This window comes from Paenibacillus tyrphae, from assembly GCF_024158745.1.
Lineage (GTDB): Bacteria > Bacillota > Bacilli > Paenibacillales > NBRC-103111 > Paenibacillus_G > Paenibacillus_G tyrfis_A.
The window spans coordinates 93,016-110,612 of the sequence record NZ_JAMZAW010000022.1; the positions used below are offsets into that span (position 1 = coordinate 93,016).

The following is a 17,597-nucleotide window of genomic DNA, read 5'->3' on the forward strand; positions in this document are numbered from 1 at the left end:
CGCTGGCGGGTCAGTTGACTTTGACAAACGACCACTTTTGCGCATCCGTTCCATTGTCGCTCCACTGCTGGACCGCCGCGCCGTCAGCGGTCGAGGAGCCGGATACGTCCGCGACCAGTCCGCTCGCTTTGGAAACAAGCTTGTAATAGCCGCCGCCCGCATCGACGATACTCCACCGTTGCGCAGCGGTTCCGTTGTCATCCCACTGCTGCAGCTGCACGCCGCTGGAAGGCGACGAGTTGGGCACATCCAGCACTTTTCCGCTGTGAACGGCTGTGAGCTTGTAGTAGCCGTCCCCGGTGCTCTCCACTTTGAACTTCTGGTTATTGGCGACATAGTTGGTCCATTGCTGTATTTTGGCCCCGCTCTGCGTCGATACGTCCACGACATCCATCACCTTGCCGCTGGCCTTGGAGGCTATCGTATAAATGCCTCCGTTGACAATGCCCGGCTGCGCTTGGTACACACGTACGTAATCCACCAGCATTTGCGCCGGGAACGGTGTTGAAGGATCGGGACTGCCGGGCCAATTCCCGCCCACGGCAAGATTCAGCAGGAGGAAAAACGGCCGTTGAAACTCCTCCGTGTTCCCGGTGCCATTTTCAATATAAAAAGCGTTGTATTCCTGGCCGTCCACAAACCATCTGATATATTTGGAGTCCCACTCTATGCTGTACACGTGATACTGGGAAAAATCGAGATTGCCGGAAACCCGCCCGTAATCGGCGTGTCCTCCCGCATCCCAGTGTACGGTGCCGTTGACATGCGGATTGTTGTTGACCCGTTCCATAATGTCAATCTCGCCGCATCCAGGCCAGCCCACCGCATTGATGTTCGAGCCCAGCATCCAAAATGCCGGCCACAGCCCTTGACCGGAGGGCAGCTTGATGCGCGCTTCGATTTTCCCGTAAGTAAAGCTTTTCAAATTTTGGGTTTTGATTCGCGCAGAGGTGTAATTCATGCCGCCATAAGATTCCTTGCGCGCCGTAATCACGAGATTCCCGTCCGCAACCCGCACATTTTCGGGCCGGTTTGTATAATACTGCAGCTCATTGTTTCCCCACCCGTTCTGGCCCGTGCCGATCTCCGCAGACCAGTTGGCGGAATTTAAAGCATTGCCGTTAAATTCGTCGCTCCAGACCAGATTCCAGTTCGGGGCCGCATTCGCATCGCCGACGGGCACCAGGGCGACCAGGAGAGTCAACAGCAGAAAAAAACTTAGCAGCTTTCCTCTTTTCAACATAAAATTCCCTCCTCATTTTCGGATCAAAGCTTCTGTCCCAAAGCAGATTAAATGATAGCGTTTGCACAAGCTGTGATTTCATTATAAACGGCCTCCAATTGATTGATCAACCTAAAATATGGTTTTGTTTACATTTTGAAGAATTCCATTCATTGTCATGCCACTCGCTCCTGTGCGTCAATAAAAGCGACAGCCTCGGGCGTAACATGAAGTCCCGGGCTGCCGCTTTATTTTTTTCCTGACCGTAATCCGTCAGATTTTTAATTGCATGTTATATAAATTCGCATAGGTACCGCCCGATGCGATTAACCCTTCATGTGTTCCTTGCTCCTCCATCCCACGGTCCGTTAACACGACAATTCTTTGCGCATTTCTGACGGTGGACAACCGGTGGGCGATGACGATGGTCGTGCGATTGTCCGTCAGCTTCTCCAAGGAATCTTGAACGGCCTTCTCGCTTTCATTATCCAAGGCGCTGGTCGCTTCGTCAAAAATAAGAATGGGCGGGTTTTTCAGGAAAACGCGCGCAATGCTCAGCCTTTGCTTTTGTCCCCCGGATAATCTCACGCCGCGTTGACCGATATCCGTATCGTAACCGTCCGGTAGCGACATGATAAAATCATGCGCATTCGCCTTTTTGGCCGCCTCAATAATCTCTTCCCTGCTTGCGTCGATTTTTCCGTAGCGGATATTGTCCGCAACGGTTCCGGTGAACAAGTAGACATCCTGCTGGACAATGCCGATGTTCCTTCTGAGCGAACGCAAGCGAACCTCATTGATATTCGTCCCGTCAAGAAGAATTTGCCCCGTACTGACTTCGTAAAAGCGAGGAATCAACGAGCAGAGGGTCGTTTTGCCGGCGCCCGAAGGTCCGACCAATGCAACGTATTCTCCGGCCTTGACATGCAGAGAAACGTCCTTGAGCACGTGGTCTTGGTCTTCTTTATATTTGAAGCTCACATTTTTAAACTCCACGTTTCCCTGAACGTGCGTCAGTTCGACGGCATTATCCGCATCCCGGATATCCGGCTCCACTTCCAAAATATCCATAAACCGGTCGAACCCGGTAATGCCTTCTTGATAAAGCCCGGCGAAATTCACGAATCGCTGAATCGGCTCGATGAGGATGCCGATAAATAGAAAAAAGGTAAGCAAATCGGCCAGCGCCAAAGAAGTGTTGACGATAGCGGCTCCGCCAAAGACCACCAGGGCGACGGTAATAAGCTGCGTGAACGCAATCAACCCTTCGTGAAACCAGGTCTCGCTTTTATAGCCGTCGCTTCGGCTTTGAACAAACCGTTTGTTTTCGTAAGCGAACTTCTGCTTTTCCACCGATTCGTTGGTAAAGGATTGTACGACTCGAATCCCCGATAACGTATCTTCAAGCTGCGCGTTAATATCGCCGATCCGATCCCTGCTTCTTCTTAGCGCCCTGTTCATTTTCTTATTGAAAAACCACGCGTAAACACCCATCACGGGCAGGAAGAGAAAGACGATGAGGGTAAGCTTAGCGTCGATATGGAACAGGATGATGAAGGCGCCGACAAACTTCAGGACCGAGATGAGGATATCTTCCGGACCGTGATGGAATAATTCCGTCATGGAGAAAATATCGTTCGTCGCCCGGGTCATGAGTTGGCCTGTTTTTTGTTCGTCATAGAAACGAAACGACAGCTTTTGCAAATGATCGAACAATTCGGTTCGCATGTCGCTCTCCATCTTCGCCCCCATCACATGCCCTTGATACGAAACGAACATGTTGCAAAACGTATGCAAGGCGATCAGAACGAGCATGACCGCACCCATCGCGTAGATTTGCTCCAGCGCATGGGGTCCGCCTTCTTCCAAAACGTTTACGGTGATGTATCTGACGCATAACGGAAGTGCCAGAGTAACGGCGGATACCACAAACGCGCAAGCCAGATCCGCAAATAACAAACCTAAATAAGGCTTGTAATAAGATAAAAATTTCTTGAACCGAGTATTCAAGTCGCTTTCCTCCAATGATTTGGAGGGTTAACGAAGCGTTGCCCTCCAAGTTTTTTTCGTTTGGGTTTGGGTTGCTCCTGTTTTTCTCATATTCCTCACTCATTTCTGAAATTTTTTACGAACAACATCCTCAATTTACCATGCCCTGTAAAAAAGGATCAATCGTTTAAATCATTTAAATTGTTTTTTCCGCTTGGTAGAGCTTCCTACCCCCTGATCCAGCCCTTCTCATAGGCATAGCGCATCAATTGCACCCGGTTGTCCAAATGCAGCTTATGCAAAATATTTTTCAAATGGTTTTTCACCGTATGCTCGGAAATGGATAAAATTTCTGAAATTTCTCGGTTCGAGTTCCCTTTGGCCACGCACTCCAAAATTTCCTTTTCCCGCCCGGTGAGCGGCGAATGATCCGGAATGCTCTGCCTGACGGAGGAAAACTCCTGAAGCAGACGCACGGCGATTTCCCGGGACATCGGAGCTTCGTCGATGGCGACGGCCCGCAAATATTCATGCCAGGACGCGGGATGAAGGTTTTTCAGCAAATAGCCCTGCGCGCCTTTTTTCAGCGCCTCGAACAAATGCGTAATATCGTCCGATACCGTAACCATGACAATTTTGACATACGGGAACCGTTCTTTAATCAGCTTCGTCGCTTCCAAGCCGTCTAATTCGGGCATCCGGATATCCATCAGAATGACATCGGGCATCCACTGCTCCGCCAGCAGCACCGCTTCTTTTCCGTTCGTCGCCTCACATATGATCTCGAACTCCGGGTCCGCTTGAATAATTTCCCGCATCGCCTGGCGCGCATGCGCATGGTCGTCGGCCAGCATAATTCGAATCGGTTGACTCATGGAATGGAATCTCCTCTCTCTCCTTACCGGCGACGATCGTTACGCTCCTTCTCGCCGTCCGGATCAACGATCGTACTCCTGTGATTCCATCTAACCATACCCTCCCGCAAACCCCCATGACTCAGTCGGGCTATTTCCCGCCGGACGATCGACAATTTCGTGACAAATCCCCGGGGGAAGCGCTTCAGTCTGACTCCAAAGTGCTATATACAAGCCGGAAACGAAAGTGCTAGGATTATCCTGAAAATGAAAGGAGGCGCGTGTATGCATCGATGGATTATGGTATCCCTGTGCGGAATTGCCTGCGTTCTGGGCATGGGATTTTTGTTCGCCGAGGTGCAGCGGCATTCGAGTGAGGCCAAGCAGGAGGCGGCCGCTCCGGCCCTTCCCGATGCTCCGCTGAACGCCCAGGCCGCCGAAGCCGTCTACAAGCAATCCTGCATCGCCTGTCACGGCAACGACCTGGAAGGCAAAATGGGACCGAATCTTCAGAAGGTCGGCGGCAAGCTGTCGACCGAGCAGCTGTACAAAGTGATCCAAAACGGCCGCGGAGGCATGCCGGCGTTCAAGAGCAGCCTGAAGGACGAAGATATTGCCAACGTCTCCCGCTGGCTCGCCGAAAAGAAATAATACGCGCGGAATAGACGAAACGAACGGCGAAAAGATAACGAAACCGGAGGTTGAACAATTCACGGATGAAGCCATGGATTCAAAAGAATGGGTTTAAATTGACGGTCACCCTCCTGCTGGTCGCTCTTGCGATCTCCCTGTTTACCTGGTTCAACCAAGGGCCGCCCCTGCCGGTTTTGAAGCAGGCGCCGAACTTTGAACTGAGCGGGCTGGACGGCGGGAAGGTTTCTTTAAACGATACGAACGGCAAAGTGCGTCTGGTCGAGTTCCTGTTCACCAATTGCCCGGACGTGTGCCCGGCCACGACGTACAACATGGTCAAGCTGCAGAACGAATTAAAGAAAGAAGGCATGTGGGGAAATAAGGTCCATTTTCTATCGGTCACCTTCGATCCCGAGCGCGATACGCCTCAAGTATTCAAAACGTACGGAGACAAAATGGGGATGGATTACAGCGGCTGGACGCTGCTGACCGGGACGGAGAAACAAACGGCGGACGTCGCGAAAGATTTTGGCGTGATGGTGCAAAAGATGAAGGACGGCGGGTTCGTGCATACGGTGACTTCGCTGTTCCTGGTCGACCAGGAAGGCCAAATCCGCAAAATTTTTACGATGGGCGAAGAGATGGACAACGACGAGATTCTAAAAATGATCCGGCAAATCGCCGGATCAAAATAACGCTTACGGCGTCGGCTCAAGCAGGGGATCGGGAAGGTCCTCTGCTTTGTCTTTTTCTCTCCGATACCACTGGAAGAACACGAGGCCAAGCAGGCAGCCGTACGAAATTTCCTGCATAATCTTCATGATCACGCCCCCCAGCTGCTGGTCGGACAGCGGCGTAAGCCATGGGCTTGAGAACGTCACCGGCTCCACCGGAATCGCATAGAACGGTAAGCAAAGCAGATGCGCCCCAGCGGTGTAGGTCTCGTACATTGGCGCTTTGGCAAAAATGATGAGCGCGCAGGCCGGCGTCAGCAAAATGCCGTTTATGAAAATATACCCCATTTTTTTCAGCTCGCTCATCGCATAGATCGCCCCAGCCGGACTGAACACGGACCACCATAAAGCGAACGCCGAGAAAAACAGCAGCAAATGCAGCGCATTATGAAGCGCATAATTGGACATCGCCGCATCGAAGATCATCGGGATGTGATAGAAAGAAAAAGCGCCGTTGAACAAAAACATCGCAAAGATCGGATTGCCGAAAACAAGGATCACCCTCCGGCTCCACGGATTGTCGCTGAGCGCCCGAAAAAAACCTTCCGGCATCCCCCGGAGTAGCAGCGGCGGAACGATCAGGTACATCACGGACTGCTGAAGCATATGGATGCTGAACCAGAAGTGCCCGCCCAGATTCAGCGGTCCTCCGAGCGCAAAGTACAGCAGGAACAGCCCGACAAAAAAGCTCGCCATCTGCCGCCCGGACACCGTCCTGCCCTTGTAGCGCATGTAAAATACGGCCGCCAGCGCAACCGTCAGAAACATCTCCGGCCCCCATACCACCCGAAATCCGTACGTTTCCATCATCAACTGAAAGTCCAAGCTCAAAGCCTCCTTACCTTCTTCGTCTTCTGGCATCCCCTCCATCTTACCTAATTTCGGCCCCGGTTCCTATGACACGAAAGAGCCATCTCGCTGTCACAAAGGAGACAAGCTTTGTTCACCGGACCGACGACGAAATGACTCATTCGAGGCATGCCCTCCGGCCCGCCTAAGGCTACAATGAGAAGCGTGAAGGAGGAACTGTCATGACCTTAGCTTACAAGATGCTCATCGCCGATGACGAGGACCGGATTCGCCGCATTTTGAACCTATATTTGAATAAAGACGGCGCCGCCGTGGACGAAACCGGAGACGGAGCGCAGGCGCTGCAAATGGCTTTAGATCGCGATTACGATATTTTGCTGCTCGATTGGATGATGCCCGGTCTGAACGGTCCCGAGATTTGTCGGCTGCTCAAACAGGTCAAAACGACGCCGGTGATCCTGTTGACGGCCAAAACGGACGAAAGCGACCGCCTCCTCGGCTTCGAAGCCGGAGCGGACGATTATGTGCTGAAGCCGTTCAGTCCGCGCGAGTTGATCTGCCGCATCCATGCCATTCTGAAGCGTACCGCTCCGGGGAGGCTCCGGCTGGAAAACAAATCGCGCCACGACGTCGTGCTGCCGCATCTGGTCATCGAGCACCTGGCCCGGCGCGTGCTGATCGACGGTCACGAGATCGCTCTGACTTTGAAAGAGTACGACCTGCTGCGTTATTTTGCATTGAACGAGAACAGGACGTTGACTCGTGAAGAGCTGCTGAAGGAAGTATGGAAGTACGAGGTGATCGTCGATTTTCGGACGGTGGACTCCCATATCCGGCGCATCCGGGAAAAAATGCACGCTGTTTCGCCGCATGCTGCCACGATGCTTCGCACGGTTTGGGGCATAGGCTACCGCTTGGATGTGCCTGCTTCGTTTGCGTTGAAGCAAAAAACCGTTATCGAACGATGACGATAACGGTCGGACAGAGCATTGAGACAATAGAGGGGTACGAGGGGTGGGGTATCTACTTCCGGTCGCTGCTCCACCCCACAAAGTGAAGTTGAATCAAGGAAGCCTAGTCCGAATACTTTGCGGGGACCCCGGGTCTGCAGGAAATTTTTATTGGAAGCTGCTTAGCAGCGGGTATTTCCCGCAGACAAAGGCGAACGCTATCGCTCCTCCAGTAGATACCCCACCTCCGTATGTTTCTCTATTCTTATCAAAACCCCTTTCTCAACTAACTCGCCGTTATAGAGGATGACGATAACGTTTTTTTGCTTCCGCACATATACATTTCAAGCAGTTTACAACAGCAGGCCCGCCTCCAGCTTGCTCAACGCTTCGTCCAGCAATACGGCGAAGTCCGCATCCGGATGTTCCGCATAGTATAGCATTACCGAGATATTGACGCCGATGATCGCTCCGGCGAAGGTTCGCACGGCTGCGTCGTCCGGCTCCCGGCCGGTGCGCTTGGCTGCCAGTTCCGCGATCAGTTGCATCGTCTGCGTCAGGCTGTTCAGCGATGCGGCCCGCAGCTCCGGCACCGTCATGATGAGCTCATTTCGTTCGCGCATCGTGGCGAGCTCATCGGCAGACATGTCGGCAATCGCCGAAACCATGGCCCCGCGCACCGCCTGTAAAGGACTCAGATGTGATGGTTGAGCTTCAAATGCGTCAACGAGAACGGGGTCGTAATTGTCTCTTAGCAGCACGTCCTCCTTGGTGGGAAAGTACCGAAAAAAAGTGCTGGGCGAAATCTCCGCTGCCTCCGCAATCTGCTCCACCGTCGTGGCGTTATAGCCCAGCTCGCGGAACAGCCGCAGCGCATGCATTTGAACCACTGCCATGGTCTTTGCTTTTTTGCGCTCGCGCAGCCCCATGGTTCGTTTATCGTCCGGTGACACCTTGCTCACTCTCCGATCTTGTTTTATTTATAGCCTCCTGCCGGGATGGTCCGCTCCAGAAATTGCTCCAATTGATGATCCCGATCCTCCATCGCAAATTCGGCTAACAGCCGCTCTCCCTCGCCCGATACATCGGCGGCCAGCACGGTGCGGACCGCGTCCGCGTTAAAAAATTCCCGCGGCGATAAGATCAAGCTGTTCATCATCATGTATTTTCCGAACAATTCCATATCTAGCTTGCCGACGGCTTGCTTGCGGTACAGTTCAAAATATTTTTGGGCGAAGGCGATCCCTTCCCGCGAATGCGATCCTGCATATTCCACGCCGGGCCAGCACAGGTCGGCAACGGCGGTAAGCCACCAGGCGGGATCGATTGCCTCCTGCATTCGCCTTAATGCCTCGTGTTCGAAGAACGGCTTCGGATGTTTACGCCGTTCGCGCAATTGAGACGCCAGCAATTCCGCTTCGATGGCAGCGACGGTAATCCCTTGACCGTAAATCGGATCAAAGTTGCAGAGCGCGTCCCCCATCACAAGCAGCCCGGACGGCCACCGCTCCATCTGCTCAAAGCGCTGCCGGAAGCATTCCGGCACCCGATACCCGCGCGGCGGCCCCAGAGGCTCGCACGCTTGCAGCAGCTCGGCAATCGAAGGGTCCAGCAGAGCGGCCAACTCCTGTTCGTATAGCCCGGCATCGGTTGTCGGGTAACGCTGCCCGCCCGCGTAATACAGTACGACTTCGGCCGTATCCTGTTCAACCGGTCCGAATACGGCGGTGCCGATTCCTTTGGCCGGAACGCCTTCGGTGACGACAACGCTCCATTGCTCCGCAACATGCGGAGGGATTCTGTAATACCGCGTGCTGTAGCCGAGCGAGGCTTTCAGACGTTCCGGTTCCGGCACGTGATAGCCGAGAGCCTGAAGCCATTTTACCAGCTTGGAGGAGCGACCGCTAGCATCCAGCACGAGATCGGCTTCGAGCGTCGTTGACTGCGCCGTCTTGCTCCGTTCCCGAACCGCAACACCTGTTACTTTTGCGCCGTCCGAAGCCATCTGCAGCCCAGTCGCTTCGTACCCGTTCGCAAACCGCACATTGGGGATCGCTTGAAGGCGCCGGCGAATGACCCATTCCAGCAAAGCTCGGCTGGCGCCCGCACCTTTCCGGTCAACCACTTCCATGGTTCCGTAAACACTGACGGACCGGATGCGCTTGCCCTCTTTCATGAAAGCCCCTTGCGCCAGTAAATCGTCCGTCCAGCCGGGGAACAAGCTCTCCAGAATAAGCTTACCGCGCGGCAACAGCCGGTGCGGATGAAATGCTTGAGGCGTGCCCGGACGGTTCTCGGGCTTGTCCGGAAAGTCGTCCTTGTCCACGACGAGAACTTCGTCGTAATGCTCCGATAGCACCCGCGCAGCCAGCATTCCAGCCATACTCCCCCCGATGACCAATGCTCTTCCCTGATTTGGATCGTTATTCATACTCGCAGCTCCTTTTTCAGATCGTCGGATTATTTTGATAGTTACATTATAATGATAATATATGTCTTTTGATAGTTACTGTCAAATTTTAAAATAAACACCGCTCAACATAAAAAGAAAACCGCTCCCCGGAAGGAACGGTTTACCTGAACGAATATTGTCCGCTGAACGGATAACCCCGATTAGACTGCTTCTGCTCTTAATTTTTTCCGAATCAGCCGGATAAACGATTCTGCGACCGGCGTTAACGGATGATCTTCGGCTGTGCATATCGCAATCGGCCGTTTCAGCTCGACATCCCGGACATACACTCGGGCTACTTCGCCCCGTTCGATATATTCGCGTGCCGCCGAGATGAGATTTGCTCCATACCCCGCTCCGACTGCTCTTATCGTCTCGTGCAGTCCGTTAAACTGCATCCCGATCTTCGGCTGCCTTACGTTATAGGTCCGGCACATCGACAGGAATCTTTCGCGGGTTGAGCTTCCCTCCTCCCGGATGACGAACGTTTCTTCCATCATTTCCTTTAAAGAAGCTTCGCGGTTCGCCAAAGGATGCCCGGCCGGAACGATGAACCACAGCTCGTCGTCGAACAGATGCTCCCATTTCATTCGGGGCTGCTCCCAGCCTCCCGCAATAACGGCCACGTCTGCCCGGTGCTCGCTCAGAAGAGCAAACGCTTCGCGGGTATTGACGGTGATGACGTTGATGGCAACGTCTTCATGCCGGGTTTTGAAATACGCGATCCATCTCGGAAGCAGCACGGTTCCGGGGAGGTTGGTCACGGCAAGCGTCAGCTCTCCCCGTCTTCCCGCCGCAATGTCTCTCATCCGGTTCTCGATTTCGCGCTCCGCAGCGAACAGCTTGCCGGATAGAGCGTACAGCTCCCGGCCCGCATACGTCAAAGCAATGCCCCTGCCCTCAGGCCGAACCAGCTTGAGGCCGATTTCTTTTTCCAAATTTCTTAGATGCTGGGTGACGGCAGGCTGACTGATGCGAAGCTCCTCTGCCGCTTGGGTTACATGGCCGGTCCGGGCTACGGCATGAAACACTTTAAGCGCATGCAAATTCATGGCTATCCTCCGTTCGCACGGAATTCATAAGTATAACTTATCGGTTGGTTATCATTATATATTAGTTTTTTGCGAGGGGGTGAACTATTTTTAGTATGATCGGCTAACGTTAAAGCATCGTATGTGGAAGAGAGTGAATGCGCAATGGATAAGACAACCCTTCGCGGGAAAAAGGAAGTGCTGCGGATCTCATGGATTACGGCGCTTTGTCTGACGGGGGACTCGATGCTGTACATCGTGCTGCCTTTGTACTGGAAGGAAGCCGGTCTGGACTCGCTCGTTCAGGTCGGTATTCTTTTGTCCGTCAACCGGCTGGTACGGCTGCCCTTAAACCCTATCGTCAGCCGGATTTACCGTCATATCAGCCTGCGGCAAGGCATGCTCGCAGCGGTCATGCTGGCGATCCTGACGACCGCCTCGTACGGGTTCATCCACACGTTCCCCCTCTGGATTGCAGCGCGGTGCGTCTGGGGTCTGGCTTGGTCGTTGTTAAGGCTTGGCGCCTATTACGCCATCCTGGAGCTGTGCCGGGACCGCAACGAAGGCCGATTGTTCGGCCTGTATAACGGTCACTACCGGTTGGGGAGCCTCGTCGGGATGCTGCTCGGAGGCGCCCTTGCCGAGATGCTGGGGCTTCGTACCTTGGCATGGCTTCTTAGTGCAGCGACCGTTTGCGGGGTTCCTTTTTTGCTGCGGGGCCTTCCAATAGACGATGTGCAAAAGAAATCCGTCCGGCAGGTGGAGGCTTCCGTTCCGATCCCGCAGCAGCACTCCGGAACAGCCTCATTCATGACCGTGCTGAAAACGAAAGACGTCCCTTGGCTGCTCGCCGCCGCTCTAGGCTCGGCTATGATTTATGAAGGGATGCTGACCTCCACGCTCAGCAATTATGCCGAAACGAGACAAGCCTCGATGACGATCCTCGGCCTTACGCTCGGCAGCGCGTTTATCGCTGGGGGACTGCAGGCGCTGCGGTGGGGCTGGGGCCCCTTCCTGTCGCCGTTCATCGGCAGCCTGTCGGATCGGCAGTCCAATAAAACCCGCCTGCTGACGTGGACGATGGGCGTAGCGGCTGCCCTGCTGTTTTTGTTTCCGCTGCCTTTGCCAACGTGGGGCTGGATTGCTGCAGCCGTGGGGCTTTTGATGACATCGACCTGTACGACGACGCTTATGGATGCCTTGGCCGGCTCCGTCTCCGGCACGCTAAACATGCACAACCGAAGAACCGTCATGACGGCCTATTCCGTCACGTTGGACGTGGGGGCAGCGCTCGGTCCGGCCGTTTCGTTCTGGGTAGTGCAGCAGGCGGGGTATCCTGCCGTTTATTGGGGGGCGGCGGCGATGTGGCTCGGACTTTGTTGTTGTTTTTTCGTTGCGAAATCGTTCGCGAAGCAATGAATCGCTCCATGACTCAGGAAGAAGCCGAAGAGATCGCCGGCTAGCAGTACGAGGAGCCTTATTCTTTTTACAATATGGACGCCGATCCGGACGATTATGAGGAATTTCTTGATCCGGTCAGGAGAGGCAGCCGTTACTACAGCGTTTATACCGATAGCGGACTTATGGGATTCTTTTCTTTTACACCGCAAGAGCAAGAAGCTATTGAAATCGGTCTGGGGATGGCTCCCGGCTGCACCGGCAAAGGACAAGGAGCCGCTTGCGTGCGGGAAGGAATGGCGCTTGCCGAAAAAGCTGGATTTGTGCAGACAGAGACGTTTGTTCAGCAGACGAACGGAGGCAGCTATGATTTTATCCGGATGGTTAAAAAAGCAAACCGGGCTGCCCCGCTGTAAAACGATCGCAGAGCAGCCCTCGCCTTGATAAAGCTATGGTTATTCGAAACCTTTGGCACGTAGGTTATTCAAGCTCGTTTGAAGGCAGTCGAACGGATTTTTGCCGTAGCAATCATCCTGTTCGACGGCTCCCCACTCGATGCCGATCTCCCGGCACGCGTCCAGGATGCGCTCGAAATTCATGTTGCCTTCGCCGACTTCGGCAAAGCGCTGCTCCTGTTTGGCCGTTACGGCCATATCCTTCAGGTGAATGACCTTCATCCGCCCGTCAAGCTTGCGAATCCAATCGGCCGCATCGCCTCCGCCCGCTTGAGCCCAATACACATCCAACTCAAAATGGACCGCCTCCGGATCGGTCTCCCGAATCAGGATGTCCATTCCCGTCGCTCCGTCGAACTTGACAAATTCAAAGCTGTGGTTATGATAAATAAACTTCAGCCCCGCGCTGTCCAACTGTCGGCCGATTCCCGTCGCCTTGGCGGCAAACGCTTCGTAGCCTTCCCGGCTGGTGCGATACTGCTGCGGCATGCCGCCCAAGCCGACATAACGGCAGCCCCATAAGCGATGCTTCGCGATAACCTCGTCCAGCTTGTCCGTCAAATCCTCGTATCCGATATGCGTCGCGCAGATCGTCAAGCCTTCGCGGTCCGTTATCTCCTTAAGCGCCTCCGGTTCGATCGGACCAAGTCCGGACACCTGAATCGCTCGATATCCAATTTCTTTCACCCGCTTAAGCGCAGCTTCGATATCCTCCGGCGTTTTCAGAAAATCCCGCAGCGTGTACAACTGAGCAGCTAATTTCATCAGTATCTCTCCCACGTTTTGTCATCGGTTTAATTGTATTATTTTAGAATAGTCATTCACCCCCATCATACCAAAGTTTCCCAGCCACAGCCATAGGAAAACGGTTACTTTTTCATCCCCGTGCTCGATAAAAAGCTTCCTTCAAACGGCTCTCTAGCCTGCCCAAAGGAAGCTTTTTCTTTTCTTATCCCGTCTGTTGTCCTTCCAGCCAGCGAACCGCTTCTCCGAAATGGTCGCCCGACCGCTCTAAAGCAGCGGACGCTTCCTGCCTGTCGATGCCGAACCGGTGCATCAGAATCGCCAGGCGCGCATCGCCTTCGGCCCGCCGGGCCAGCTCCTCCGCCGCAACCCGGTCCGCTCCGGTCGCTTCGCCTATAATGCGCACGACTCGGTCGCGCAGCTTGGCGTTCGTCGCCTGCACGTTCACCATCAGGTTGCCGTACACTTTGCCAAGCTGAACCATCACCGTTGTACTGATCATGTTCAGCACCATCTTTTGCGCGGTGCCGGCCTTCATGCGCGTCGATCCGGTGACCACCTCGGGTCCGACCGGCACCTCGATGCCGTGTACCGCCGCCCCGCTAAGCTCGGTGCCCATATTGCACGAGATGCCGACGGTCAAGGCGCCGAGGCGGTTGGCCTCGCGGATCGCCCCCAGCACATACGGCGTCCGGCCGCTCGCCGTAAGGCCGACGACCGCGTCCGCCGCCGTCGCATAGCGTGCGATATCCGCCGCCCCGGCTTCGATGTCGTCCTCCGCATTTTCGACGGGGTTCATTATCGCCGTCTCGCCCCCGGCAATAATGCCGCGCACAAGCGATGAATCGACCCCGAACGTCGGAGGACATTCGGACGCGTCCAGAATGCCGAGCCGGCCGCTCGTGCCGGCCCCGATGTAATAAAGCTTGCCGCCCTGCTGCAGCCGCTCCGCAATCGCGGTGATGGCTTCTTCGATTTGCGGCAGCGCAGCTTGCACGGAAGCGGCAATCGTACCGTCCTCGCTGTTGATCGTCTCGATGATTTCCCGCACGCTCATCCGGTCCAAATGAACGGACTGTTCGTTGCGCTGTTCCGTAACCGGCTGCCGTTGTTCGTTATGCGTCATAAAATCTCCTTCCCTTCTCGGCTCCTGATCGCAATAGCTGCCATTCTCATCCCGTCTTACTTGACCGCGCCCGCTGTCATGCCGTCCATAAACTGCCTGGAGGAAACGGCGAACAGCACGATCATCGGCAGCGACGACAAGGTTAGGCCCGCGAACAGCACGCTCCAATCGGTGGAGTATTCGCTGAACAGCGTCAGCATGCCGACGGGAATCGTCTTTTTCACTTCGTCTTGGATGAAGATCAGCGGGAAGAAGAAATCGTTCCACACCGTGATGAAATTCATGATCATGACCGTTCCGAGCGCCGGTCTCATCAAGGGCGCCACGATGCTCAACAGCAGGCGGATATCGGAACAGCCGTCGATCCGCCCCGCCTCCTCCAGCTCCTTCGGCAGCGTCCGAAAAAATCCGGTCAAGATCAAGACCGACATCGGGATACCGATGGCCGTATACATCAGAATCAGCGAAGTAACCGTGTTCATCAGCCCCAAATTTTTCATCAGCATGAACAGCGGGACGATGCCGAGCTTAACCGGAATCATCATGCCGAGCAGGAAGAAGAAGAACAGCGCCGGATTCCAGCGGAACGGATATCTGGCAATATAGAACGAAGCCAGCGACCCGAACAGCAGAATCAGGGCGACGGATATGACGCTGACCGTCAGGCTGTTCCAGAAATAATCGAAGTAAGGCAGCTGGTCCAGCAACTTCTTGTAGGCGGCCATACTCCAGGCCTTGGGCAGCCCGATCGGATTTTTGAAAATATCGATGTTCGTCTTGAACGAAGACAAGAGCATCAGAACGATCGGATAGAGGCTGAGAAACGCAAACAGACTGGCGATAACATAATGCGACGCGCGTAAGGCCGGGTTTGTTTTCACGAAGCGTCCACCCCCTTTCTAATACTCCATGTCCCGCTTGCGAACATAGGCCATAAACAATGCGGACAGTGTAGCGATGATCAAGAACAGCACGACCGCCAGCGCCGAGCCGAGACCGACCGCCACGCCGTCGCCCGAAGAGCCGCCGAAAGCCGTACGATAAAAGAAAACCGCCAGCGTATCCGTCGAATGATACGGCTCCCCTTGCGAGCCTTGCATCGCATACACAAGCTCGAACGCTTCGAACGCGTGGATGAACGTAAATACGGTGAGAATAACGACGGACTGCGTCATCATGGGCAGGATGATCGAGCGGATCAGTCGGAACCCCTGTACCCCATCCAGCCTCGACGCCTCGATCACCTCCTGGGATATCGACTGCAAGCCTGCAAGCAGAATCAGCACCGCGAAGCCGACGCCGAACCAGCTGTTCGCGAGAATGATCGCCGTCAGCGCCGTGCCCGGCTCGCCCAGCCACGGCCTCGCCCATTCGGCAAGACCGATGTTCTTGAGCGCGAAGTTAACGACGCCGGAATTCGGGTTTAGCATCAGCTTCCACAGGAAGCCGACGACGATGACCGACAGCAGCCGCGGCACGAAGTAGGCCATTTTGAACAGCTCCGCGCCCTTCACTTTCGTGTAAATAATGTACGCTAAAATGAAAGCGATGCCATTTTGCACGATCATTTCCAGTATAAAATAATAAACGTTATGCCCGAACGCGTTCCAGAACAGCCCGTTGAACGGCTCCGTCGTGAACAGCTTGACGAAATTGTCGATCCCGACAAAAGCGCCTTTCTGAAGCCCCTTCCAGTCGAACAAGCTGTAGCTGAAAGCCGCTACGATCGGATACACGACAAACAGCGTGTAGACGGCGAGGGCAGGAACCGGGAACAGGTGGATGATCCCTCGTTTCCAGTTCAAACCCGGCTGCCTTTTGCTCGTGCGGTCCCATACCGCCGCTTCTCGATTCATTGCGCCCCGCCCTTTCTATAAAGTTTGGTCGACCGGCAGTTTATTTGGCCGCAGGCTTGAACCAGGAATCGGCGCTCTTCTGCACGATATCCGTCACCGTGTCCGGTTTTTCCTTGCCCAGGAACATTCCTTGGAGAGCCGTCTCCAGCGTAGCCTTGGTCGTCGGATTGCCTGCGCTGAAATGCACGACCATCGCATACGGCGTCGAATTGGCGGCAGCGAGCTGAATCATTTTCGCGACGAGCGGGTCGGAGGATTCCACGCCCGGAATCGTGCTCGGCTTCTTCAGATCGTCGGCCACCATCTTGCCGAATTCTTTCGTCGTCATGAACTCGATAAATTTCAAGGCCGCCTGCTTGTTCTTGGACGCCGCATTAACGGCGAACGAACCGTCCACCCAGTTGGTCACGCTCGCCTTGCCGTCGGCTTTCACCGGAGGAACCGGGAACAGATCGAGCTCAAGCTCCGGGTTCATCTTTTTCATGACTGCAATTTCCCAGTCGCCCATCACGATCATGCCCGCCTGTTCGGTGACGAACAGATTGCGCATATCATCCATGCCGAGACCCGTATAATTTTCCGGGAAATAATTTGTCAATCCTTGGAGTATCGTGATCGAGTCGGCGAACTCTTTGCTTTTGAAGTTCGTTTTGCCTGCGAGCAGGTTATTGACAAACTCGGTGCCGCCGTAAAATTGCGGTCCGAGCGCGCCGTGCGTCAGGGACAAAATCCAGCCTTCCTTGGAGCCGAAGGCAAACGGCGCAATCTTGTTCTGTTTCAGCGTATCGGCCGCCTTCATCAGCTCGTCCCAAGTTTTCGGCTCGGACAGGTTAAACTTTTTGAACAGCTTTTTGTTATAGAAAATTTGCGTCGAGCTGTAGACCGTCGGCACGCCGTATACTTTGCCGTCCTTGCCGGTCGCGGCCATTTTTGCTTCCTTCGGAATCGCTTCGAGCCCCTTGACGCTGTCGAGCGGCTCCAAGTACTTGGCGTCGGCGAGCGCGATGCCGGCCGCATACGGCCTGAGATGGATGATGTCGGGGCCGCTGCCGGTCTGCAGCGCCGTATTCAGCACCGTGTTGTATTCGGTGTTTTTGGTCGGCTTAAATTCGATTTCGATGTCGGGGTTCGTCTTGTTGAACGCTTTGATGATCTTCTCGTATACTTCCTTGTCTTCCGTCCGCCAGCTGCCCATCGTCAGCTTGACCTTCTGGGCTTCCGTCTTCTGTCCCCCGCCGCCGTTTGCCGCCGGAGCTTCCTGGGCCCCGTCCTTCACCGGGCTGCTGCAGCCTGTTGCGATAAGCGATATGGCCGCAGCGAGCGCGATTGCCGATTTCATTGTC

Annotated in this window: 17 protein-coding genes; 5 read left to right on the forward strand and 12 right to left on the reverse strand. The window is 54.6% G+C overall.

The annotated features are described in order from the left end of the window. Positions 1-10 precede the first annotated feature (10 nt). The 3 genes from NI000_RS27710 to NI000_RS27720 form a co-directional block, all read right to left on the reverse strand. Complete coding sequence (locus NI000_RS27710) at positions 11-1,243, reverse strand: RICIN domain-containing protein (RefSeq protein WP_253414602.1); 1,233 nt, start codon at positions 1,241-1,243, stop codon at positions 11-13. Between the two features lie 252 nt (positions 1,244-1,495). Continuing rightward, positions 1,496-3,232: an ABC transporter ATP-binding protein gene (locus NI000_RS27715; RefSeq protein ID WP_253414603.1), complete on the reverse strand. Its 1,737-nt coding sequence runs from the start codon at positions 3,230-3,232 to the stop codon at positions 1,496-1,498. Between the two features lie 206 nt (positions 3,233-3,438). Beyond that, complete coding sequence (locus NI000_RS27720; protein WP_054973898.1) at positions 3,439-4,086, reverse strand: response regulator; 648 nt, start codon at positions 4,084-4,086, stop codon at positions 3,439-3,441. 264 nt (positions 4,087-4,350) lie between these two features. Here NI000_RS27720 and NI000_RS27725 point away from each other — a divergent pair, with 264 nt between their 5' ends. Both NI000_RS27725 and NI000_RS27730 read left to right on the forward strand, forming a co-directional pair. Continuing rightward, on the forward strand, positions 4,351-4,716 hold the full coding sequence (locus NI000_RS27725; protein ID WP_253414604.1) for a c-type cytochrome: 366 nt from the start codon (positions 4,351-4,353) through the stop codon (positions 4,714-4,716). 65 nt (positions 4,717-4,781) lie between these two features. Further along, positions 4,782-5,393, forward strand: a complete 612-nt coding sequence (locus NI000_RS27730; RefSeq protein WP_253414605.1) for an SCO family protein — start codon at positions 4,782-4,784, stop codon at positions 5,391-5,393. Positions 5,394-5,396: 3 nt separating this feature from the next. Here NI000_RS27730 and NI000_RS27735 read toward each other — a convergent pair whose 3' ends face one another. After that, the gene (locus tag NI000_RS27735; protein WP_253414606.1) at positions 5,397-6,257 is read right to left on the reverse strand and encodes a cytochrome c oxidase assembly protein; all 861 of its coding nucleotides are present in this window, start codon (positions 6,255-6,257) and stop codon (positions 5,397-5,399) included. Positions 6,258-6,463: 206 nt separating this feature from the next. Here NI000_RS27735 and NI000_RS27740 point away from each other — a divergent pair, with 206 nt between their 5' ends. After that, positions 6,464-7,210 (forward strand): response regulator transcription factor, encoded by a 747-nt coding sequence (locus NI000_RS27740; protein WP_253414607.1) that lies wholly within the window; start codon positions 6,464-6,466, stop codon positions 7,208-7,210. A 335-nt stretch (positions 7,211-7,545) separates the two neighbouring features. Here NI000_RS27740 and NI000_RS27745 read toward each other — a convergent pair whose 3' ends face one another. From NI000_RS27745 to NI000_RS27755, 3 genes are all read right to left on the reverse strand, one after another. Further along, the gene (locus NI000_RS27745) at positions 7,546-8,154 is read right to left on the reverse strand and encodes an acyl-CoA-like ligand-binding transcription factor (RefSeq protein WP_446030838.1); all 609 of its coding nucleotides are present in this window, start codon (positions 8,152-8,154) and stop codon (positions 7,546-7,548) included. A gap of 14 nt (positions 8,155-8,168) precedes the next feature. Then, positions 8,169-9,623: an NAD(P)/FAD-dependent oxidoreductase gene (locus NI000_RS27750; protein ID WP_253414608.1), complete on the reverse strand. Its 1,455-nt coding sequence runs from the start codon at positions 9,621-9,623 to the stop codon at positions 8,169-8,171. Positions 9,624-9,805: 182 nt separating this feature from the next. Further along, positions 9,806-10,696: a LysR family transcriptional regulator gene (locus tag NI000_RS27755; RefSeq protein ID WP_253414609.1), complete on the reverse strand. Its 891-nt coding sequence runs from the start codon at positions 10,694-10,696 to the stop codon at positions 9,806-9,808. A 144-nt stretch (positions 10,697-10,840) separates the two neighbouring features. Here NI000_RS27755 and NI000_RS27760 point away from each other — a divergent pair, with 144 nt between their 5' ends. Together NI000_RS27760 and NI000_RS27765 are read left to right on the forward strand one after the other, a co-directional pair. Continuing rightward, a complete protein-coding gene (locus NI000_RS27760; RefSeq protein WP_253414610.1) occupies positions 10,841-12,094 on the forward strand; it encodes an MFS transporter in 1,254 nt (417 codons plus the stop codon). A 74-nt stretch (positions 12,095-12,168) separates the two neighbouring features. Further along, positions 12,169-12,489 carry a GNAT family N-acetyltransferase gene (locus tag NI000_RS27765; RefSeq protein WP_253414611.1) on the forward strand — a complete coding sequence of 107 codons (321 nt, stop codon included), beginning with the start codon at positions 12,169-12,171 and terminating at the stop codon, positions 12,487-12,489. Between the two features lie 39 nt (positions 12,490-12,528). Here NI000_RS27765 and NI000_RS27770 read toward each other — a convergent pair whose 3' ends face one another. From NI000_RS27770 to NI000_RS27790, 5 genes are all read right to left on the reverse strand, one after another. Continuing rightward, positions 12,529-13,293, reverse strand: coding sequence for a sugar phosphate isomerase/epimerase family protein (locus NI000_RS27770; RefSeq protein WP_253414612.1), 765 nt, complete (start codon positions 13,291-13,293; stop codon positions 12,529-12,531). 184 nt (positions 13,294-13,477) lie between these two features. Then, positions 13,478-14,398: an N-acetylmuramic acid 6-phosphate etherase gene (gene murQ, locus NI000_RS27775; RefSeq protein ID WP_253414613.1), complete on the reverse strand. Its 921-nt coding sequence runs from the start codon at positions 14,396-14,398 to the stop codon at positions 13,478-13,480. A gap of 56 nt (positions 14,399-14,454) precedes the next feature. Continuing rightward, complete coding sequence (locus NI000_RS27780; RefSeq protein ID WP_253414614.1) at positions 14,455-15,279, reverse strand: carbohydrate ABC transporter permease; 825 nt, start codon at positions 15,277-15,279, stop codon at positions 14,455-14,457. Between the two features lie 18 nt (positions 15,280-15,297). After that, positions 15,298-16,254, reverse strand: coding sequence for a carbohydrate ABC transporter permease (locus NI000_RS27785; protein WP_253414615.1), 957 nt, complete (start codon positions 16,252-16,254; stop codon positions 15,298-15,300). A gap of 40 nt (positions 16,255-16,294) precedes the next feature. After that, complete coding sequence (locus NI000_RS27790; protein ID WP_253414616.1) at positions 16,295-17,593, reverse strand: ABC transporter substrate-binding protein; 1,299 nt, start codon at positions 17,591-17,593, stop codon at positions 16,295-16,297. Positions 17,594-17,597 lie beyond the last annotated feature (4 nt).